Origin of the sequence: Aureimonas sp. OT7 (assembly GCF_014844055.1) — a bacterium.
GTDB classification, from domain to species: domain Bacteria; phylum Pseudomonadota; class Alphaproteobacteria; order Rhizobiales; family Rhizobiaceae; genus Aureimonas; species Aureimonas altamirensis_A.
Genome location: NZ_CP062167.1, coordinates 3,968,387 through 3,987,307, shown reverse-complemented (window position 1 = coordinate 3,987,307; position 18,921 = coordinate 3,968,387). Strand labels below are relative to the sequence as shown.

At 62.7% G+C, this 18,921-nt stretch carries 19 protein-coding genes and 1 pseudogene; 7 read left to right on the top strand and 13 right to left on the bottom strand.

Annotation, left to right across the window (positions count from 1 at the left end):
• Positions 1 to 93 precede the first annotated feature (93 nt).
• The 5 genes and pseudogenes from ftsH to IGS74_RS19070 form a co-directional block, all read right to left on the bottom strand.
• Positions 94 to 1,950, bottom strand: a complete 1,857-nt coding sequence (ftsH, locus tag IGS74_RS19090) for an ATP-dependent zinc metalloprotease FtsH (protein ID WP_206688196.1) — start codon at positions 1,948 to 1,950, stop codon at positions 94 to 96.
• A gap of 15 nt (positions 1,951 to 1,965) precedes the next feature.
• On the bottom strand, positions 1,966 to 3,348 hold the full coding sequence (locus IGS74_RS19085; protein WP_192388288.1) for a DegQ family serine endoprotease: 1,383 nt from the start codon (positions 3,346 to 3,348) through the stop codon (positions 1,966 to 1,968).
• 101 nt (positions 3,349 to 3,449) lie between these two features.
• Positions 3,450 to 3,815 carry an SPW repeat protein gene (locus tag IGS74_RS19080; protein ID WP_192388286.1) on the bottom strand — a complete coding sequence of 122 codons (366 nt, stop codon included), beginning with the start codon at positions 3,813 to 3,815 and terminating at the stop codon, positions 3,450 to 3,452.
• 33 nt (positions 3,816 to 3,848) lie between these two features.
• Positions 3,849 to 4,112, bottom strand: coding sequence for a DNA-directed RNA polymerase subunit omega (locus tag IGS74_RS19075; RefSeq protein ID WP_246722724.1), 264 nt, complete (start codon positions 4,110 to 4,112; stop codon positions 3,849 to 3,851).
• Between the two features lie 61 nt (positions 4,113 to 4,173).
• Positions 4,174 to 4,431 (bottom strand): annotated as a pseudogene (locus IGS74_RS19070) (ETC complex I subunit); the annotation flags it as partial.
• A gap of 155 nt (positions 4,432 to 4,586) precedes the next feature.
• On the opposite strand from IGS74_RS19070, the gene IGS74_RS19065 reads away from it, so the two are divergent.
• Complete coding sequence (locus IGS74_RS19065; protein ID WP_030093186.1) at positions 4,587 to 4,922, top strand: type II toxin-antitoxin system PrlF family antitoxin; 336 nt, start codon at positions 4,587 to 4,589, stop codon at positions 4,920 to 4,922.
• Between the two features lies 1 nt (position 4,923).
• Entirely contained in the window at positions 4,924 to 5,415 is a 492-nt protein-coding gene (locus IGS74_RS19060; RefSeq protein WP_192388284.1) for a type II toxin-antitoxin system YhaV family toxin, read from the top strand.
• Between the two features lie 24 nt (positions 5,416 to 5,439).
• Here IGS74_RS19060 and IGS74_RS19055 read toward each other — a convergent pair whose 3' ends face one another.
• Positions 5,440 to 5,676: a hypothetical protein gene (locus IGS74_RS19055; protein WP_192388282.1), complete on the bottom strand. Its 237-nt coding sequence runs from the start codon at positions 5,674 to 5,676 to the stop codon at positions 5,440 to 5,442.
• 172 nt (positions 5,677 to 5,848) lie between these two features.
• The gene (locus IGS74_RS19050) at positions 5,849 to 7,651 is read right to left on the bottom strand and encodes an amidohydrolase (RefSeq protein WP_192388280.1); all 1,803 of its coding nucleotides are present in this window, start codon (positions 7,649 to 7,651) and stop codon (positions 5,849 to 5,851) included.
• Positions 7,652 to 7,879: 228 nt separating this feature from the next.
• Here IGS74_RS19050 and IGS74_RS19045 point away from each other — a divergent pair, with 228 nt between their 5' ends.
• Positions 7,880 to 8,041: a hypothetical protein gene (locus IGS74_RS19045; protein WP_192388278.1), complete on the top strand. Its 162-nt coding sequence runs from the start codon at positions 7,880 to 7,882 to the stop codon at positions 8,039 to 8,041.
• A 45-nt stretch (positions 8,042 to 8,086) separates the two neighbouring features.
• On the opposite strand, the gene IGS74_RS19040 is transcribed toward IGS74_RS19045, so the two are convergent.
• Positions 8,087 to 8,983 (bottom strand): LysR family transcriptional regulator, encoded by an 897-nt coding sequence (locus IGS74_RS19040; protein WP_246722722.1) that lies wholly within the window; start codon positions 8,981 to 8,983, stop codon positions 8,087 to 8,089.
• A gap of 100 nt (positions 8,984 to 9,083) precedes the next feature.
• Here IGS74_RS19040 and IGS74_RS19035 point away from each other — a divergent pair, with 100 nt between their 5' ends.
• Complete coding sequence (locus IGS74_RS19035; RefSeq protein ID WP_192388276.1) at positions 9,084 to 10,106, top strand: zinc-binding alcohol dehydrogenase family protein; 1,023 nt, start codon at positions 9,084 to 9,086, stop codon at positions 10,104 to 10,106.
• A gap of 28 nt (positions 10,107 to 10,134) precedes the next feature.
• On the opposite strand, the gene IGS74_RS19030 is transcribed toward IGS74_RS19035, so the two are convergent.
• A complete protein-coding gene (locus IGS74_RS19030) occupies positions 10,135 to 10,494 on the bottom strand; it encodes a helix-turn-helix domain-containing protein (RefSeq protein WP_192388274.1) in 360 nt (119 codons plus the stop codon).
• A gap of 78 nt (positions 10,495 to 10,572) precedes the next feature.
• Here IGS74_RS19030 and IGS74_RS19025 point away from each other — a divergent pair, with 78 nt between their 5' ends.
• Positions 10,573 to 11,559: an NAD(P)-dependent alcohol dehydrogenase gene (locus tag IGS74_RS19025; protein WP_192388272.1), complete on the top strand. Its 987-nt coding sequence runs from the start codon at positions 10,573 to 10,575 to the stop codon at positions 11,557 to 11,559.
• A 520-nt stretch (positions 11,560 to 12,079) separates the two neighbouring features.
• On the opposite strand, the gene IGS74_RS19020 is transcribed toward IGS74_RS19025, so the two are convergent.
• From IGS74_RS19020 to IGS74_RS19005, 4 genes are all read right to left on the bottom strand, one after another.
• Positions 12,080 to 12,604: a nuclear transport factor 2 family protein gene (locus tag IGS74_RS19020; RefSeq protein ID WP_246722713.1), complete on the bottom strand. Its 525-nt coding sequence runs from the start codon at positions 12,602 to 12,604 to the stop codon at positions 12,080 to 12,082.
• A 141-nt stretch (positions 12,605 to 12,745) separates the two neighbouring features.
• Positions 12,746 to 13,858 (bottom strand): ABC transporter permease, encoded by a 1,113-nt coding sequence (locus IGS74_RS19015; RefSeq protein ID WP_192388270.1) that lies wholly within the window; start codon positions 13,856 to 13,858, stop codon positions 12,746 to 12,748.
• 2 nt (positions 13,859 to 13,860) lie between these two features.
• Positions 13,861 to 16,641: a ribosome-associated ATPase/putative transporter RbbA gene (gene rbbA / locus IGS74_RS19010; RefSeq protein WP_192388268.1), complete on the bottom strand. Its 2,781-nt coding sequence runs from the start codon at positions 16,639 to 16,641 to the stop codon at positions 13,861 to 13,863.
• Positions 16,638 to 17,702 carry an HlyD family efflux transporter periplasmic adaptor subunit gene (locus IGS74_RS19005; protein WP_246723182.1) on the bottom strand — a complete coding sequence of 355 codons (1,065 nt, stop codon included), beginning with the start codon at positions 17,700 to 17,702 and terminating at the stop codon, positions 16,638 to 16,640. Before IGS74_RS19005 ends, rbbA begins: the two co-directional genes overlap by 4 nt.
• Before the next feature lie 147 nt (positions 17,703 to 17,849).
• On the opposite strand from IGS74_RS19005, the gene IGS74_RS19000 reads away from it, so the two are divergent.
• Both IGS74_RS19000 and IGS74_RS20120 read left to right on the top strand, forming a co-directional pair.
• A complete protein-coding gene (locus tag IGS74_RS19000) occupies positions 17,850 to 18,446 on the top strand; it encodes a TetR/AcrR family transcriptional regulator (RefSeq protein WP_192388264.1) in 597 nt (198 codons plus the stop codon).
• 291 nt (positions 18,447 to 18,737) lie between these two features.
• A complete protein-coding gene (locus IGS74_RS20120; RefSeq protein WP_206688195.1) occupies positions 18,738 to 18,899 on the top strand; it encodes a hypothetical protein in 162 nt (53 codons plus the stop codon).
• Positions 18,900 to 18,921 lie beyond the last annotated feature (22 nt).

The following is an 18,921-nucleotide window of genomic DNA, read 5'->3' as shown; positions in this document are numbered from 1 at the left end:
CTGAAATGACAGTGGAATTCCCGACCAAATCACGGTGCTCAGTCGAGTGCGGTTCCTTACGCAGCCGCTGGCAACGACACGGGGCATACAGGACTAGACTGTAACCTGCTCATTTTCATCCAACGGGGCGGGGTCGTCCGCCTCGCCGACAAGCTCCCGTATCTCCCGCTCGTCGAGCGTTTCCTTTTCCAGCAGCCGGCGGGCGGTTCGTTCAAGCAGGTCCCGGCGTTGCGTCAACAGGTCGACGGTCCGGTCGAACGTCTCGTCGACCACCCGGCGTACCTCCTCGTCTACGGCCGCAGCCGTCTTGTCGGAATAGCTGCGCTCCTGCGGCCCGTAATAGGGCTGGTCGGTGGCAAGGAAGGATCGCCGGTCCTTCTCAAGCGCGACATGGCCGAGTTTTTCCGACATGCCGTAGCGGGTGACGATGGCGCGGGCGATGTCGGTGACCTTTGCGAGGTCATCCGCCGCGCCGGTCGAGAGATGGCCGAACACGATCTTCTCCGCTGCCCGGCCGCCGAGCAGCACCGCCATCTTGTCCTGCAATTCTTCGAGCGTCATCAGGAAGCGGTCCTCGGTCGGCCGCTGGATGGTGTAGCCCAGCGCGCCGATGCCGCGCGGGATGATCGAGACCTTGTGGACCGGATCGACGCCCGGCAGCGCCATCGCCACCAGGGCATGCCCCATCTCGTGATAGGCGACGATCTCGCGCTCCTTCGGATTGAGCAGCCGGTTGCGCTTTTCAAGGCCGGCGACGATGCGCTCCACCGCATTGTTGAAGTCGTCCATCGTCACGGCGTCGGCCTTGCGGCGGGTCGCAAGCAGCGTCGCCTCGTTGACCAGATTGGCGAGGTCGGCGCCGGTGAAGCCGGGGGTGAGCGCCGCGATCTTCTCCGGCTCGACATCCGGGGCGAGCCTGGCCTTCTTGAGATGCACGTTCAGGATCTGCACGCGGCCAGCCTTGTCAGGCCGGTCGACCAGCACCTGCCGGTCGAAGCGGCCGGCGCGCAGCAGCGCCGGGTCGAGGATTTCCGGGCGGTTGGTGGCGGCAAGCAGCACGAGACCGGTCGAGGAATCGAACCCGTCCAGCTCGACGAGGAGTTGGTTGAGCGTCTGCTCCTTCTCGTCGTGGCCGCCAGCCATCGGGCCGATGCCGCGGGCGCGGCCAAGCGCGTCGAGTTCGTCGATGAAGATGATGGCCGGGGCCTTGGCGCGGGCCTGCTCGAAGAGGTCGCGCACGCGCGCGGCGCCGACACCGACGAACATCTCCACGAACTCGGAACCGGAGATCGAAAAGAATGGTACGCCCGCCTCGCCCGCCACGGCCCTCGCGAGCAGGGTCTTGCCCGTGCCGGGCGGGCCGACGAGCAGGATGCCTTTCGGCATGCGCCCGCCCAAGCGGCCGTAGCCCTGCGGGTCCTTCAGGAAGTCGACGATCTCCTTGAGTTCGTCCTTGGCTTCGTCGACGCCCGCCACATCCGCGAAGGTCACGCCGGTGTCGGACTGGACGTAAACCTTGGCCTTGGACTTGCCGATCTGCATCAGTCCGCCGCCGAGGCCGCCACCCATGCGCCTGAGCATGAACATCCAGATGCCGACGAAGAGCGCCACCGGCAGCACCCAAGAGAGCAAGTCACGCAGGAAGGTGCTCTCGATCTGCCCGGTGACGACGACGCCGTGCTCCTGGAGCCGCCGCGCGAGGTCGGGCTCGACGCGGGTGGTGACGAACATCGGACGGCCATCCACCGGCTCCGTGAAGCGGCCCTGGATGAAGCGGTCCGATACGGCCACTTCCGCGATCCGGTTCTGGTCGAGATAAGTCTCGAACTGGCTGTAGGGAATCTGCGCCACCTGCGTGGCGGTCGTGAACAGGTACTGGAAGGCCAACATGATGAAGAAGGCGGCGATCCAGTACCAGATGTTGAACTGCGTTTTCTTGTTCATTTCCATCGTGGCCGCTCCCGGTTATCTCACGACCAGAAGAAGTCTGCCGCCGTCGCGGATCATCTCCAGCGCCAGTATCGTGCGCTGGCCTGCGATCGCGCTGCGCAAATCCGCCACGGACGAAACCGGCGATCGGTTGACCGCCACGATCATGTCGCCCGCTCGAAGGCCGGCCCGTGCTGCCGGACTGCCGGGAAGGATGCTCTCGATCACGATGCCATCGGCTCCGGCTTGATGTGCCTCGGACCGGGAAGCATCCCGCATCCGGGCGCCATCGAACGGCGTTCCGGATAAGTCAGCAGATGCGCCAGTCTCCGCAGCGATCGTAACGCTAATGGTCTGCTCGGTATCACCACGTTTGAGCGTCAGGCTGATTGCGCTGCCGGCAGGGGTGAGGCCGATGCGGTTTCTGAGGTCGGTCGCGCCCTGAACGGGGTGCCCGTCGACGGCGGTGATCACATCGCCGACTTGCAGTCCGGCTCGTTCGGCCGGCGAGCCGGGTTCGATATTGGCTATTACCGCTCCGCGAAGTTCCCCGAGCTGGAGCGCCTCCGCGAGGTCGGGCGTGAGGTCCTGGATACCGACACCCAGCCTACCGCGCCGGACCTCACCGTGCTCGATCAACTGGTTCATGACGGAAACCGCCATGTTGCTGGGCACTGCGAAGCCGATGCCAATGTTGCCGCCTGCGGGGGTGAGGATCGCCGTATTGATGCCGATGAGCCTGCCGTCCAGCGTCACCAGGGCGCCGCCGGAGTTTCCGGGGTTAATGGAAGCGTCCGTCTGGATGAAATCCTCATAGCCGTCATTGCTGATGCCGCTGCGGCCGAGCGCGCTGACGATGCCGGAGGTCACCGTCTGCCCGAGGCCGAAGGGATTGCCGATGGCGACCACATAGTCGCCGACCTTGAGTCGGTTCGAATCGCCGATCTCCAGCGCGACGAGATTGCTGCCTTCGATTTTAAGAAGGGCGATGTCCGTTGCCTGGTCCGAGCCGACAAGCTCGGCGCGCATATGGCGCCCATCCTTCAGCGTGACGGTGATTTCGCGGGCATTGGCAACCACGTGATGGTTGGTGAGCACATGGCCTTTGGCCGCGTCGACGATCACGCCTGAACCGGCGCTCATGCGCTGCCGCGCTGGCGGCGCTTCTGGAAGATCGAAGAACCGCCGGAAGTACGGATCATTGTAGAGTGGATTGGACGTCGCGGGCGTTTCCGAGACGACGGAGATGTTGACGACGGCCGGCGTCACCCGTTCAAGCACAGGGGCAAGGGTGGGAAGCTCTCCTGCAATGCCCGGAGCGGTCTGTCCGATTGCGACGGGCGGCAATCCTCCCGCGAAGGCAAGGGTTACGCAGAACGTGATTATGGCTGGACGCAGGGCTGTAATGTTCCTGAACATAAGCGATCTCCGTTTTGACCAGACGTTATTTCCTCCTTTCCGCCTGAGGTCAGACGGAGGGTGTAAATCTGGCCCTGCCGGAGGCCGGGCCAGATACGACGTTACGCTGTCGAGAGAGGACGGTTTGTCGTGAACCAGAGGCTAACCGCCGCGAGGACGGCGACGACAAGACCGGCGATCACATGCGCCCACGTCGCGAACGTGACGGCAGAAAAGCCGAGGACCCACGGAGCGATCACGGCCCAGAGGCCGAGCGCGGCGTTGGCCCATTCCTCGACCTGATGGAACGCCGAGAGCGCGGCAACCGCAATCAGCGCCACGGCAGCGCCGACGATCCAGGCATTCCATGCAGCATAGGCTTCAGTCGCGTAGCCGAGATACCAGGGCGACAGCAGCAGACCGAGACCGGCGACGATATTGACGAAATCGAACGCTGTCCGGTTATTGGAAGACAGAGATTTCAGCATCGTTCATTTCTCCTTGTCAGTTGGGTTGCGTCATCAATGAACCGTCTTCCGGGAGCGGGAGGCGGGTGCGACGGCGATTTCGCAACCGCCGTCGCGAAGCCTGGAATCCGGATCGGGTGGCGGAAGAGACGGCCTTCCGCCCTCTCCGGGCAGGAACGGTGCAAGCTCGGTTCGCGTGAACATGCCCGCTGCGATCTCATGCAGCGCGAGGTCGCTCACGCTGGCATGGTTCGGATCGAGCCGCGGCTCGGCACCCCGGCCGAGCGCCCGGCTTCGGGCGGCAGCAGCAAGCGTCAACGAACCGGTTCGGTAGAACCTTCTGGCAATCGAAGACGACATGCGGGTCCATCGCTGCACCTCACGCCGCCTTGCGTGCGCCTGAATCATCCCGGTCGGCAGCCATGCTTTCGAGCGCGAGCAGCGCCTGCTCGACCTCGTCGAGGCGCGATGGCCGGCTGTTTTCAGGCATGCCTTCGTTGGTCGCCTGGTCGATCAGGTACTCCGTCCAGGCCCAGTTCATCAGGATCGAGCGCTTAGCGTCCAGCGTCAGCGCCGGATCGCGGACCACGCCCATGGGCGACGTCCAGCTTTCCGGACCGGACGGGTCGTTGCGATTCTGCATTGCTGGTGGCGGATGCGTCGGCTTCTCTGCCTTGTCGCGGCTGGTGAACGGTGTCGGCCCGCCTGCCAGGTAGCGGGTGGGATAGTCTTCCTTGACTGAGCAAGGAAATTTCCTTACATATGCCGAGGATCAAATTTGGAGCCAAACCCATGGGCGCGCTGCTGAAAGAAGAAAGCACGATCACCGCCAAGGGACAGACCACTGTGCCGAAGTCCGTTCGGCAGGCGTTGGGCGTTGACTATGGCGGACGCATTGCCTTTCTCATCGATGAACAGCACCGCGTCTATGTCCAGAAGGCCGAGATTGAAGAAACCGCCGATCCCGTGATCGACCGTTTTCTCGAATTTCTCGCGCGCGACATGGCGAAGCACCCCGAGAAATCTGTTCTTCCGTTCCCGCAGTCCCTGCTCGACCGGGCCGTTGCCCTAACGGCGGGCATGACGGTCGATCTCGATGCCGAGATCGAGGGGGACGTTTCGATCTGATATGCCGACAATCAATGGCTGGACCGTCCTCGCACACCCTCTCTTTCTCGATCAATGGGAAAAGCTGATCGAGGCGGTCGATGCGCTCAAAGCGAAGAAACCGGACGATTATCAAAAATCTGCCGATGCCAAGTTGCTCGCGTCCTTGGTCCAGCTCGTCACCGTCAATGTGCCATCGGACCCGACAGCGTCCATCTATCGCCAGGGCGCGACCCTTGGTGATGACCGCAAGCGTTGGTTTCGTGCCAAGTTCGGCAATGGTCGTTTCCGACTCTTTTTCCGCTATAGCAGCACCAGCAAGGTCATCATCTTCGCCTGGGTGAACGACGAAAACAGCTTGCGCACCTACGGCTCCAAAACGGACGCCTACAAGGTCTTCAAAGGGATGCTGGATGACGGCAATCCGCCCGACGATTGGGACGCGCTGCACAAGCAGGCTTCCGATCCCAAGGCCGTTGCACGGCGGGAAAAAGCTTCGCCCCCAAATCCATGACGAATGGCGGCGGTGTTACACGGTTCAAGGCAGCGCTTTCGGAAAGTATCCGCAGGCCGCGGAGCGGGTTCTGTGACAGTTTTGCCGGGCCACCGGCACTATCTTGCGCTCGACGAGGCGGTGGAGGTCATCGAACGGCTTCGCGACAGCGACGTCGAAGCCGTCCGCTTTCTGTGGTCCATTATCAACCCCGAACACGAAATTCGATTGGGCCGGTTGCTCGAGACGCATCTGCCGGGCGTGCCGTTCACTCTGTCTCATCAGGTCAATCCGTCGCTGCGGGAGTTCCGCCGCGCGTCCGCAACCGCGATCGACGCATCGCTGAAGCCCATTATGGGGGGGTATATGGGCGGCCTTGGCGGGCCAAAGGACACCCAAAACCGCCTACTAGATGATATCGCCCTCTCCGTTATGAGCATCCCGAGCGCCGGGTTCATTTTTCCCCGAAATAGGTTCCGAAGTATCTCACGGGCGACCACTCCGGAAGGGGTGCTGGCAGTTCCGGTTTCAGATCGGCATACTCCTGCGCACCGAACACGACCCTACCGTCCATGACGGTTAGGACGGACGTGATGGAACGGATCTCGTCCTCCGGCACGGTGAAATAGTCTCGGTCTAGGATGGCAAAGTCCGCCAGATGGCCAGGGGCGATTGCGCCCAATTCCGTTTCTGCGTTCATGAACCAGGCGGCGCCTTTGGTGAACAGTTCCAGGGCCTCGGCACGGGAAAGTTTATTATGCTCGGCGAGAACCTCCGATCCGGAGACGGACTTACCGGATACCATCCAGCTTATGCCCACCCATGGATTGAAAGTCGCCGCGCGGAATGCGTCGGTGGTCATGGCCAGAGGGATGCCACTATCCACAAGTGCGCGCAGGCGCGGCGTCTCCAAAGCTTTCTCACGACTATATGTCTCTACGAACCCATCGGCGTGCAGTGCCATCTTGGCGTCGAGCGCGATAGCGCCCCCGAGATTTTTCACCCGGTCGATGTTCTCCGGGCTGATGGTTTCCGCGTGCTCGAGGCTCCAGCGCAGGCCATCGATCGGGGTCGTTTCGTTCACCGTCTCCAAAGCGTCGAGAAACGGAGTGATGTTCTCGTTATAGCTGGCATGCATGCGAAACGGGATGCGCCGCTCGATCAGCTTTGCCACGTCCTCTACGACGAAGCGCCGCATCGTCTCCGGGTCGATGATGACCGCGGGATGATCGAAGTTCTCGTGATCGTGTACGTCCGCGCTTAGAACCTCTCCGGCCCCACGATAGACATGGCCATGCGTCAGGGTGGGATGCAGGTTCTGGCCGGGGCTGACCGGCGCGGTTTTCGTGATCGCCTCGATTTCGAGATCGACCATGTTGACCGGTCCGCCTTCGCCGAGCTGCAAGTCTACGAAGGGCATGCGCACGTTGAGGCGGTTGTCTCGCGCAAGCACATTCACTCGCGCCTGGGCCTCGGGGTAGGGCCACCTTCCGCCATTATCGATTGCAGAGGTCACGCCGACACGGTTCAGACCGTGAGTGCTGTAGGTGATTGAACTTACCTGTTCGTCGAAGCTCGGCTGCGGCACCATGGCCTCCAGGGCGAGAAACAGCCATGTATAGCCGTGGACGACGCCGGTGGGATTGCCGTGGTCGTCCATCTCGAATTCGACATCCGGCAATTGCGGGAACCGATCGGTGCCCACGCCGAGCTCCTGCATTGCCTGCCGGTTCAGGAAGGCGCGGTTATAAGCATATTGCACGATCATCGGATGATCGGGCACGGCCTTGCGCAGTTCGTCCAACGTGGGGAAGCGGTTCTCTTCGAACTGATAGGGAGACCAGCCTCCGATCACCTTGACCCACTGGCCTTCCGGTGTGCGCTCTGCCTGCTCGCTCAGCATGCACAAGGCACGACTCAACGTCGGCACTCCGTCCCATCTCACATTATAATTGTAGGCCAAGTCGTTGAGGACGTGGGTATGCGCATCAATGATGCCGGGTATGAGCCTGCGGCTTCGCGCATCGATCACGTCGGTCTCGGAATTCGTAAGATCGAGAATGTCCGCATCAGAGCCTACAGAATAGATGCGGCCTTCCTTGACGGCCAAGGCCGAAGCTTCGGGCTGCGCCCGGTTGCCCGTGAAGATTTTTGCGTTGATCACGATCAGGTCGGCGCCGACATTACCCTGAGCTTGTGCCCGAGCCGCGGTGAGCGAGAACGTCACGACAAGCGCAATAAGTGTTTTTCCGATCATCTCATTCTCGTTCAACTTTTTTGACGATGCGCCATCTGCGGAAGATGGCTCCACATCGCTGGCGAGACAGACACTGACATTGTGAGCTATGCGACGGTAGGGCGCTCGAACGCCACGCAGTGTTGCAGAATTGGAAACGCAAATGGATATTGAGACACTTCGCACCTTTGTGGAGGTGGCTAACACCCGTGGCATTACGCCAGCGGCGCGCCGGCTTCTCGGCTCCGCGTGAACGGCGCCGATCCCGGCTATACCAAGACCGATTTCACCAACCATTCGGGCCATCGCACAGTCGCGCAGGCGGCCGGGATCATCGTGCGCCTCGCCACGGCCGACGAACAGGGGCCGACCGGCATTTTCACCAATGAGGACGGCATCCTGCCCTGGTAAGCGCGAGGGACGGTCGGCCGCGGCACGGAGGCACGTTGTGGCGCGCTATCCGTCCTCCCCCTGAAGAAACGAGATGAGTGCGCGTAAGGCGGGCGGGGTCTGATGACGGCCGGGGTGGTAGAGATAGAAGCCCGTAAACGGCTGGCACCAGGGTTCCAGCACCCGGACCAGCGTGCCGCCGGCTATGTGCGGCTCCACGGCCGCTTCCGGCAGGTAGGCGAGCCCGAGGCCGGCGAGCGCGGCGTCACGGATGAAGCCGGTGTCGTTGATAACGAGCGGCCCCTCGACATCGACCTCCATTGCGCCGTCCGGCCCCTGAAAATGCCAACGGTGAAGCTGTCCGGTTGCGGCCCACCGGTAGGTGATGCAGGCGTGTCGGGAAAGATCGCGCGGCATTTGCGGCGGCGCGTGTCCCGCGAAGTAGCGGGGAGACCCCACCACCGCGACGCGAATGGCCGGCGTGAGGCGAACGGCGGTCATGTCCTGCGCCAGTCGTTCGCCGATCCGGATCCCTGCGTCGAACCCCTTGGCCACCACGTCCGTCAGCGTATCGTCGATGATCATCTCCAGCCGCACGCGGGGATAAAGCGCCGCGAAGCCCGCCAGGCGCGGCATCAGGATCAGTTCCGCCGCGAGCCTCGGCAGGTTGAGCCGAACCGTGCCGACAGGATCATTGCCAAGCGCCGCCACATCGTCGACGGCCGCTTCCAGCCCGGCGACGGCGGGCGCGAGCTTCGCATAGAGCAGCGTGCCGGCCTCGGTCGGGCTCACGCTGCGTGTTGTGCGGTTGAGCAGCCGCAGTCCTAGCCGGTTCTCCAGCCGGCGCAGCGTGCGGCTGAGCGCGGACGGGGTCACGCCGAGGCGAAGCGCGGCGTCGCGGAAGCTGTGCGCCTCGTGGATCGCCATGAAGGCCGTCAGTTCGGAATACTGCCCGCCGTCCACGATTGCTTCCTCCAGATCAACAGTTCATCCCATTATAGCGGCTTTATCGGTAATAAACGAGCGACTAGATTCACGTCCAACTCAACGCTGGAGAGACGTGATGACCCAACGCATCGAGAACCTCGCGGCCTGGCAGCAAGCGCCGGGGCAGAAGCTGCACATCGGCCCAGCCGACCTGCGGCAGCCTGCCGCCAACGAGATCCTGATCCGCAACGCGGCCATCGCGATCAATCCGATCGACTGGCTGTTGCAGGACAACGCGCTCCTGCCGTGGCTGGATTATCCGACGATCCTCGGCAGCGACGTCGCGGGCGAGGTGGCCGCGGTCGGCGCCGACGTCGAGCGGTTCAAGGTCGGTGACCGGGTGATCGGCCAGGCTGTCTCCACCACCGTCAACGACCCCGCCCAGGGCGCGCTCCAGCAGCACACCATCGTCCTCGAACATATGGCGGCGCCCATCCCGGATCGCATGGCCTTCACCGAGGCGGCCGTGCTGCCGCTGGGGCTCGGCACCGCTGCGGTCGGCTTGTACGGGAAAACGAACCTGGCCTTGCCCGGCCCTTCCCTCAGCCGGGTGGCGCGCGATGAGGTCGTTCTGGTCTGGGGCGGCGCCTCCAGCGTGGGCTGCAACGCAATCCAGCTCGCGGTGGCGTCCGGCTACCGCTGCATCACCGTGGCTTCGGCGCGCCAGGGCGAGATGCTGAAGAAATTGGGCGCGAGCGAGGTGTTCGACTATTCCAGTCCGAGCCTCGTGGACGACGTGCTCGCGGCCCTGCGCTGCCGGCGCCTCGCCGGCACGCTGCACGCGACCGGCAGCATCGTCGACTGTTTCGCCGTGGTCGGCGCATCCGAAGGCGTGCGCACGGTGGCCGCGACGCTGACCCCGCCCGAAGAGCGCCCGGAGGGCGTGGACGCGGCGCACATCATCGGACCGAGCCTCAAGGATGACGAGGTCGGCCCGATGATCTACCGCGATTTCCTGCCGCGCGCGCTCGCCGAAGGCACCTATGTCGCCGCGCCCCCAGCCAGGATCGCCGGCCACGGCCTCGAGGCGCTTCAGCAGGCTCTTGAGATGCAGAAGGCCGGCGTCTCTGGAGAGAAAGTCGTGGTTGCCCTGGCCTGAGCCCTGCCGCCGTTGATGCTCGGCTGGTTCAAGCTTCGGACTCCAGCGCCTGAAGCCGGTCGCCCCAGTCGCGCATGCTGAGCAGCACGGGAGCCAGCGACCTGCCGAGATCGGTCAGCTCATACTCCACCTTCGGCGGCACCTCCGGATAGACGATCCGGTCGATGATCCCGTCCGCCTCCAGTTCCCGGAGCTGGAGCGTGATCATGCGCGGTGTCGCGGAAGGCGTGAGCCGGCAAAGCGCGTTGAAGCGCAATTTGCCTTCGAGAAGATGGAACAGGAGGACCGGCTTCCACACCCCGCCGATAACGGAAAGCGTCGCCTCGACCGCACAGCCGGTACGGCCTGCCTTTCGCCGGTTTCGTCGAGCAGCGACGGTATCATCCATGATACTACATGCCTAGAATGTACGTTCTTACGACATAGTCACTTTAGGCTTAACTTAGGTCTTTGCAAAGGAGGCACCATGCGGCGCTACACTCTGACCGGCAAAGAAAGCCCACGACTTGAACTCGGCGCCTTCGAGGCGGTGCAACCCGGCCACGGCATGATCTCGGTCGACATCAAGGCCGCGTCTCTCAATTATCGTGACCTGATCCTTTCCACGAAATTCAGTGACGTGGTGCCGCTCTCGGACGGCGCCGGCGTGGTTGCGGCTGTCGGCGAAGGTGTCGAAGGCTTCGCGATCGGGGATCGCGTCGTCATCGGCTTCATGCCCGGCTGGGTCGAAGGCGAATTTTCGCCCGCCAAGAAGGCGACCAGCCTGGGCGGTCCCGGCATGGACGGCGTCCTGACCGAACGCCTGGTCGTGCCCGCCACCGGTGTCGTGCATATCCCGGACTCCATGACCTTCGAGGAAGCCGCGGCGCTGCCCTGTGCCGGAGTTACCGCGTGGTCGGCGCTGTTCGAGCGTCGTCCGGTCCAGCCCGGGGAAACGGTGCTGCTTCTCGGCACGGGTTGCGTTTCGGTCTTTGCCTTGCAGTTGGCGAAGATGGCAGGTGCGCGCGTCGTCATGATATCGAGCTCGGACGAGAAAGCGCAGCGCGCTCGAGCGCTGGGGGCCGACGAGGTGATCAATTATCGCGCCTGCGAGGATTGGGAAAACGAAGTGCTGCGCCTGACGGACGCGACCGGCGCCGATCTCGCCATCGATGTCGTGGGTCCCGCGACCCTCAACAGGACGCTGAAGGCCACGCGCTTCGGCGGGCGGATTTCCCTTATGGGCGTGATTTCCGGCTTTGATGGTCCCATCGACACCGGCTCGATCCTGGAGAAGCGGATCACGCTGCAAGGCATCTATGTCGGCCCCGTGGCGACGCTCAAGGCGCTGGTCGCGACCGGCATCAAACCGCAGATCGATCAGCTATTCGCGTTCGAGGACGCCGAAGCGGCCTATGAGAAACTCGGGAGCGCCAGCCATTTCGGGAAGCTGGTGATCCAGGTCGCCTGCTGATCGGAAGGTGCTGCGGCCGGACACCGCACCTGGCAAACAGGTTTCACCACCGACACGCTCAAGAGATTCGTCGGAAGGTCCGGGAGCGGATACGGCCCGATAACGGCTACGTCCGCGACCACCTGCGCGCGCCAGCGCAGGTGGTCGCGGACGGCGACCTCATCGGCGTCTTGCATGACCCCAGACTCGGTAAGCTGGCGGTGCAGATCGAACCACGCTGCCAACTAAGGCCGCGACATTTCCGACCTGACGCACTTTTACAAAATCGCGCCTCCGGGTCTGCCGCCGATGCAATCATTGGGCATCGAGACGGAAAGCGATTCAACCGTTGCCGACGCCATCGCCACTTGGATAAATCACCTGAGCCGGTCAACTGCTGCATCAGCCACAGGTTTCTGGAAGGGTGTCCGCCTTCCCAAAAATTCATTGCGTGACTGCTCCGACCGTCTCGATCGTCGTTCCCTGCGATCTCGCGCGCCGTTCCCAATCCAAAGGTTAAGGTGTAGATGCCTCAGGGAACTCACCGACCCGGCAAGCTGTTCAGCCACGCCGGAAACTCGTTGTAGCAATGGAACGAGACCACCTTTCCATCCCGCAGGTGGAAGACATCGCAGCACGGGATGTCGAACGTTTCGCCTGTCGGGGGCACCACGCCCTGGGCCGTGACAAGATCGCCAAGGTGGGTGCCTCGCAGCCGAAGCTCGACTATCACGGCATCGCCGACCGAATAAAAGGAAAGCAGCTCACGGTGCATATCTGGAAAGGCGCCGGCGAGGCCGTGGATGGGCTGACGGACTTCCGGACCTGTCCACCGCATCCCGGATGCCTGGTCCAGGAAATATCCATCCTCATGGAACAAGGAGGCGAACCTGCCTGCGTCGAGCGAGGTTCCTTCGGCTGCAGCATAGACCTCGCGGATGATGTTCTCGTTCGTTGTCATGTCGATTTTTTCTCTCTGATTGGGATTTCGCCGAGCGCTGCGTTCCGAGGCTTCGGCGGCGGGCGCTAGGGGCGGAGTGAACTGCACCGGGTTTGCCGGGGCCATTTAGGTTGAGTCCGTGCAGCGATCGGCATGCTCTGAAGCTGGGCGTAGGCTCGAAGCTGTCTGCCACGTTTCGTTTCGTAACTAAGAGCGATAGCCTTCGGTCTCGACATCGGTCTTCCGAAATGGGCTTCTCCTTACGCTCTACCGGAGGAATATCCGGAACCGCCTCAGGGCGACCATAAAGAATACCGTTCCGATCAGCATGAGCATGAGCAACTGGGGCCAGACGACGTCCAGTCCCGCGCCGCGAAACAGCACCGACTGCGCCAGGATGACGAAATGCGTATTGGGGGCCGCAAGCATGACCGTCTGGATGATCTCGGGCATGCTTTCGCGCGGGGTCGACCCGCCCGACAGGACCTGCAACGGCAAAAGGACCAGCATCAACAGCAGGCCGAATTGCGGCATGGATCCGGCGACCGTCGCCAGGAAAATGCCAAGCGACGTGGTTGCGAAAAGAAGCAGCGCCGTGCCGACCAGGAACAGGAACACCGAGCCCGCGACCGGAATCTCCAGTGCCCACTGCGCGACCACGATCAGTGAGAAGGCGGAGGCCGCCAGGACGACGGCGCCCATCGACCAGACCTTGCTGATCATGATCTCAAGCGGCGTGACCGGCATGACGAGGAGATGCTCAATCGTTCCGTGCTCGCGCTCGCGGATGAGGGCTGCACCGGCCAGGACGATCGACAGCATGGTGATGCTGTTGATGATGCTGGTGATCGCGCCGAACCAGCCTTTGTTGAGCTCGGGATTGAAGCGCGCCCGCAAATTGAGATCGATCGGCATGGCCGCGTCAGCGCGGTAACGGTTGACATATTCCGAAACTTCGGCGCTCACGATGCTCTGCACGTAGCCGCCGCCGGTGAACGCCTGCGACATGCGGGTGGCGTCGATATTGAGCTGGATGGACGGCGACTTGCCGGCCAGCACGTCGCGCTGGAAGTTCGGGGGAATGTCGAGCGCGAACGTGTCGAGCCCGTTGTCCATCCGCACATCCATCTCCGCAGCAGTGATGAACTGGGGCTTCAGGAAGTAGGGCTCGTAGAAGGAGGTCGCGATCCTGCCGGAAAGAGGCGACTGGTCCTCGTCGACAATGCCAATGGTCGCGCGGCTAAGGGTCTCCGGCGACGAAGTGGCGGACATGTAGACCGACCCTGTGAACGAAAACACGATCAGCACGAGCATGATCGGATCGCGCATGAGGCCGCGCAGTTCCTTGATGCCGAGCTGCAGGATGTTGGAGGACAGCATGGTCAGGCCTCCTGCTTCTTCAGGAGCAGCACGCCCAGCGCCAGCAGGACCGGGACCGACAGCAGGAGCGGCACGAACGCCCCGGAGAGTTCCTCGAAACCGAGCCCCTTCGAGAACACGCCGCGCGAAATCGTCACGAAATGGGTGGCCGGATAGATCTGGCCGAAGAACGCGCCGAACCCATCAAGGGAGGATACCGGATCGATGAGCCCGGAATACTGGACGGCCGGTATGAGGGTGATCAGCGCCGTGGAAAAAAGTGCCGCGATCTGGCTTTTCATGAAGGCCGAGATGACCAGACCGATCGCCGTCGCCGCCGCGGCGAACAGGAAAGCCCCTGCGATGAACGCAATGGCCGATCCCGTGAACGGCACCTGAAACAGGAAGATCGCTACCATCCACATCAACAGAAAGTTGATCATGGCGAGCACAAGATAAGGCATCTGCTTGCCGAGCAGAAATTCCAGCTTCGTCACCGGCGTGACATAGAGATTGGTGATCGAGCCGAGTTCCTTCTCGCGCACGACGCTCAGCGCCGTCAGCATCGAGGGGATCAGGAGAAGAAGCAGCGGGATCACGGCGGGCGACATCGCAACAAGGCTCTTGACGTCGGGATTGTAGCGGTAGCGGATCTCGAGATTGAAATCGTTCCGGGATGCGGCATCTCCGTAGGCCTCCCTTGCCCGGGCGGACAGCCAGTTGCCGTGCATGCCCTGGACATAGCCGCTCACGGTTTCGGCCCGCTGGGGATTGGAGCCGTCGATCCATGCGCCCAGTTCCACGGCGTTCTCGCGCAAGACACTGCGGCCGAAGCCGGGAGGAATCTCCAGCGCCAGGCTGAGTTCGCCGTTGCGCATGCGCCGGTCCATATCGGCATAGTCCGTGATCGGCTCCTTCTCGACGAAGTATCGTGACCCGGAGAGTTCGAGGACGTATTGCCGGCTGATGGTGGAATCGTCACGGTCGAGCACCGCGAAGGTCAGGTCCTCGACATCCATGTTAATGCCCAGGCCGACCACCAGCATCAGGATCACGGTGCCAAGGACGGCGATCGTGGCGCGGATCGGATCGCGTTGCAGTTCAAGGCTCTCGCGCCGGGCGTAGCTGAACATGCGCCGCGCATCGAAGTAGCGGCGAACGGACGAAGCCGGCCGGGGCTCATCATGGGGCAGGGCAGCCGCTTTGCCCGCCGCCTCAGTGCTCGCATGCGCGGACTGTTGCGTGGAGTCGGCGATCGCGTCCTCCAGATAGGCGATGAAGGCTTCATCGAGGCTCGCAGCCTCGCGCTTCCGGACGATTGCGGCCGGCGTGTCGCTGACGAGCACCTTGCCGGCATGCATGAGCGAGATGCGGTCGCACAGTTCCGCCTCGTTCATGAAATGGGTCGACACGAAGATCGTGACGCCGTCCTTGCGAGAGAGATCGGCGAGGATCTGCCAGAATGCGTCGCGCGCGACCGGATCGACGCCCGAGGTCGGCTCGTCGAGAATGAGGATGTCCGGGCCGTGGATCATCGCCACCGCCAGCGAAAGACGTTGGCGGATACCCAGAGGCAGCGCGTCGGGCAGGCTGTCCATGACGTCCTGCAAGCCGAAGCGCTCCGCCATTTCCTCGATGCGCGCGGGGATCGCCGTCTCGTCCATCTTGAACAAGCGCGCATGCAGGTCGAAATTCTGCCGGACGGTGAGTTCGCCATAAAGTGAGAAGGCCTGGCTCATATAGCCGACCTTCTTGCGCACAGCCATGTCGTTGGGATCGACTTCGTGCCCGAACAGTTTCGCGGTTCCGTCGCTGGCGGCCAGCAGGCCGGTCAGCATCTTCATCGTGGTCGTTTTTCCGCAGCCGTTGGAGCCGAGGAAACCGAAGATCTCGCCGCGTGGAATCTGGAAGCTGACATTGTCCACGGCGGTGAAATCGCCGAACCGCATCGTGAGGTGTTCCGCTTCGATCGCAAAGTCGCCCTTCCCGGCCGCATCCCTCGGCGGGATTTCTACCTTGCGATGATCCTTGCGGTCATCTTCCGGGAGCAACTGGATGAAGGCCGCGTCGAGATTATCCGTGCCCGTCCGCTGCATGAGCGCGTCTGGCGTGCCGGTTGCAAGGATCTGGCCTGCATTCATCGCGACGAGCCAATCGTAACCCTGCGCTTCCTCCATATAGGCGGTGGCGACAAGGACGCTCATTCCCGGCCGCTCGGCGCGGATGCGGTCGATCAGTTCCCAGAACTGCCGCCGCGACAACGGGTCGACGCCTGTCGTGGGCTCGTCGAGAATGAGCAGGTCCGGATCGTGGATGAGCGAACAGCACAGGCCCAGCTTCTGCTTCATGCCGCCCGAAAGCTTGCCGGCCGGCCGGTCGCGGAACGGCGCCAGGCCGGTGCTTTCAAGCAGGTCGTCGATCCGTGCCTCGCGTTCGGCGCGATCCTGCCCGAACAGGCGGCCGAAGAAATCGACATTCTCGAATATGGAAAGGGTGAAGTAGAGGTTCTTTCCAAGCCCCTGCGGCATATAGGCGATGCGCGGGCAGGCTTCGCGCCGGTGACCTGCATCGCGCATGTCGCCACCCAGCACCTTCAAAGTTCCGCCTTGCATTCGCCGCGCGCCGGCGATCAGCGAAAGCAGGCTCGATTTGCCGACGCCGTCAGGCCCGATCAGGCCGACCATCCTGCCGGCCGGAATGTCGAGCGTCACCTTGTCGAGAGCCGTGGTCCTGCCATAGGTCAGCTCCAGATCGTTGAAGCTGATGACGGAAGGCAGATGCCTGTCGTCATCACCGCGTGTCATTGTGCGGCTTCCATTTCAAGAAAGGCTGGCCAAACGGCATTCGGATCGATCCGGACATAGGCCATGCCGGGAAGCCCCGTCTTCACCAGCTCTATATACTGCCGCAGAAGGTCTGCAGGTATTCGCGCGCGGACGCGGAACATCAGCTTCTGGCGTTCTTCCTCCGTTTCAACGGTCCTCGGCGTGAACTGGGCCACATCTGACACGAAGGAGACAGTTGCCGGGATGACATATTGGGGTGCGGCGTCGAGCACGAGCCGCACCTCAGCGCCGAGCGCCACTCTGCCGGCCTGCTCGGTCGACAGGAAGAACGTCATATAGACATCCGACAGGTCGACCATGTTGATGACGCGCCCGCCGCTCGCCAGAACCTCACCCGGCTGGGCAACCCGGAACTGAACGCGCCCGTCGCGAGGCGCCTTCAGCGTGCTGTCTGCGATATCGGTCTCGATGCTTTCGATGGCCGCCTTTGCCGCATCCACCGCCGCTTCCGCATCGACGACTTGCGCCTTTGCCGCGCTGATCGCGGCTTCGGAGGCGGCCAACTGTGCTTGTGCGGCGCCGAGATTGGCGCGGGCCCCTCGTTCGGCTGCCCGGTCATTGTCGAGAACCTGCTGGGAGACTGTGTTGCGCTCGATCAACTGCTCGGAGCGGGCCAGCTTGGTTGCGGCGGAATCCAGTTCAGCCTGACGCTGCTCTATGATCGCAAGTGCCGAGCCGCGCTCCGCCTCGCGCTGGGCGACGATGCTTTGGGCAGTCTCGATGGCGATCTCGGCGCGGCGAAGCTCAGCTTCGGCCTGGCGTCTCCCGGCTTCCAGCTGGTTCGTATCCATCACGGCGAGGTCCTGACCGGTATGCACGAAATCGCCTTCATTGACCAGGATGTCGCTCAGCCGCCCGCCCGCCTTGGCGGAGATATCGATCTCGACGGCCTCGATACGGCCATTGCCGCTGGCTATGCCCTCTGGAAGACCGGGATCGGCCATTGCTTGCCATGCCAGGTAAGCGACGACGGCCGCAATAGCGACGCCTCCGGCGATCAGCCATCCTTTGCCAGGCAGTTTCATGCCACGCCCCCGGAACCATGAGCGCCAAGCTGGCGCATTGTCGTTCATCGACGCTACTACACGAGTTTCCAGTTAAATCAACAACAGTTGACTTAACTTGAAACTCGGGGCACAGCTTCCCCTTGGAGAGGAATAACCGCCATGGCAAAGCGCCCGTCCCGCGGTGAGGGTCTTACCCGCCATCGGATTCTCGAAGCCGCGATCCGGCGCTTTGGAACACGTTCGTTCGACGACGTCAGCCTGCGGGACATCGCAGCCGACGTGGCCGTGGACGTCGCCTATGTCCACAGGAGCTACGGCTCCAAGGAGAAGCTGTTCCTGGAAGCCCTGGAAGCGGCTTCCGAAGAGATGAACTTCTCCGATCTGGCTCCGCAGGACCTGCCGGCCTATCTGGTCCAGCGGATCTTTGATCAGCCGCGGGGCAAACTCGTAGCGGAGATCAACGCCTTCGATATCCTGATCAGTTCGGCTTCCAGCCCGCATGTCTCCAGTTTTCTCGCCCAGCGCATGCAGGACGAGTTTTTCAATCCGCTTGCCGAAAAACTTCAGGACCGCGACGGGTCACGCGTCGCCATGATGATCGCGCTGCTGCTCGGTTTCGGCGTGCTGCGTGACTTTCTTAAGCTGCCGATGGTCACGGCGATGGGAGATGCGCAAGCTGAGGCGGTTCTCACCCAGTCCATCCGGCAAGTTCTGAATACTTCAGGCGCATCCGAGGCGGAGCCGATTGATGAATGAAGCCTGATCCGCGAAGAAAGCGACGGTTCACTTGCCGATAATGCTCGGACACCGGCATGGAAGTTGCTGCCACAGAAGAAAACGATCTCTTGGCCTCATAGTTGAAACAACTCGCCGCGCCCGACCGCCGGGAGCCGGCATCAATCCGGTATCCAAGGGGGGGACGGCCACAGCCGAAAGAAGCACCGCCTTTCTATGGCTGGCGTAGTATTCCGCACGGCCTATCGCGGCACAGCTATCGGCGATTGATCAATAACTGCCCGCAAGACCAGTCCCGCACCGGAGAACACCATGGCCGACGCCACGACGAAAGCTTCCACCAAGTACCGGCATCTCCTTTCGCCCGGCAAGATCGGCAAGATGGAAGTCAGGAATCGCCTGGTGGTGACCGCCATGGGCGTGAGCCTGGCCGAGCAGGACGGCAGCATCGGGGAGGTATATCCGCTTCCATGAGGAGCAGGCGAAGGGCGGCGCC

Excerpts from the sequence above, each read along its gene's own strand:
- ftsH (WP_206688196.1), bottom strand. The coding sequence starts at position 1,950 with ATGGAAATGAACAAGAAAACGCAGTTCAACATCTGGTACTGGATCGCC.
- IGS74_RS19060 (WP_192388284.1), top strand. The coding sequence starts at position 4,924 with ATGCCGACAATCAATGGCTGGACCGTCCTCGCACACCCTCTCTTTCTC.
- IGS74_RS19080 (WP_192388286.1), bottom strand. The coding sequence starts at position 3,815 with ATGCTGAAATCTCTGTCTTCCAATAACCGGACAGCGTTCGATTTCGTC.
- IGS74_RS19050 (WP_192388280.1), bottom strand. The coding sequence starts at position 7,651 with ATGATCGGAAAAACACTTATTGCGCTTGTCGTGACGTTCTCGCTCACC.
- IGS74_RS19015 (WP_192388270.1), bottom strand. The coding sequence starts at position 13,858 with ATGCTGTCCTCCAACATCCTGCAGCTCGGCATCAAGGAACTGCGCGGC.
- IGS74_RS19000 (WP_192388264.1), top strand. The coding sequence starts at position 17,850 with ATGGCAAAGCGCCCGTCCCGCGGTGAGGGTCTTACCCGCCATCGGATT.
- rbbA (WP_192388268.1), bottom strand. The coding sequence starts at position 16,641 with ATGACACGCGGTGATGACGACAGGCATCTGCCTTCCGTCATCAGCTTC.
- IGS74_RS19020 (WP_246722713.1), bottom strand. The coding sequence starts at position 12,604 with ATGGCCCCGGCAAACCCGGTGCAGTTCACTCCGCCCCTAGCGCCCGCC.
- IGS74_RS19030 (WP_192388274.1), bottom strand. The coding sequence starts at position 10,494 with ATGGATGATACCGTCGCTGCTCGACGAAACCGGCGAAAGGCAGGCCGT.
- IGS74_RS19085 (WP_192388288.1), bottom strand. The coding sequence starts at position 3,348 with ATGTTCAGGAACATTACAGCCCTGCGTCCAGCCATAATCACGTTCTGC.
- IGS74_RS19055 (WP_192388282.1), bottom strand. The coding sequence starts at position 5,676 with ATGAGACAGAGTGAACGGCACGCCCGGCAGATGCGTCTCGAGCAACCG.
- IGS74_RS20120 (WP_206688195.1), top strand. The coding sequence starts at position 18,738 with ATGGCCGACGCCACGACGAAAGCTTCCACCAAGTACCGGCATCTCCTT.
- IGS74_RS19035 (WP_192388276.1), top strand. The coding sequence starts at position 9,084 with ATGACCCAACGCATCGAGAACCTCGCGGCCTGGCAGCAAGCGCCGGGG.
- IGS74_RS19065 (WP_030093186.1), top strand. The coding sequence starts at position 4,587 with ATGGGCGCGCTGCTGAAAGAAGAAAGCACGATCACCGCCAAGGGACAG.
- IGS74_RS19025 (WP_192388272.1), top strand. The coding sequence starts at position 10,573 with ATGCGGCGCTACACTCTGACCGGCAAAGAAAGCCCACGACTTGAACTC.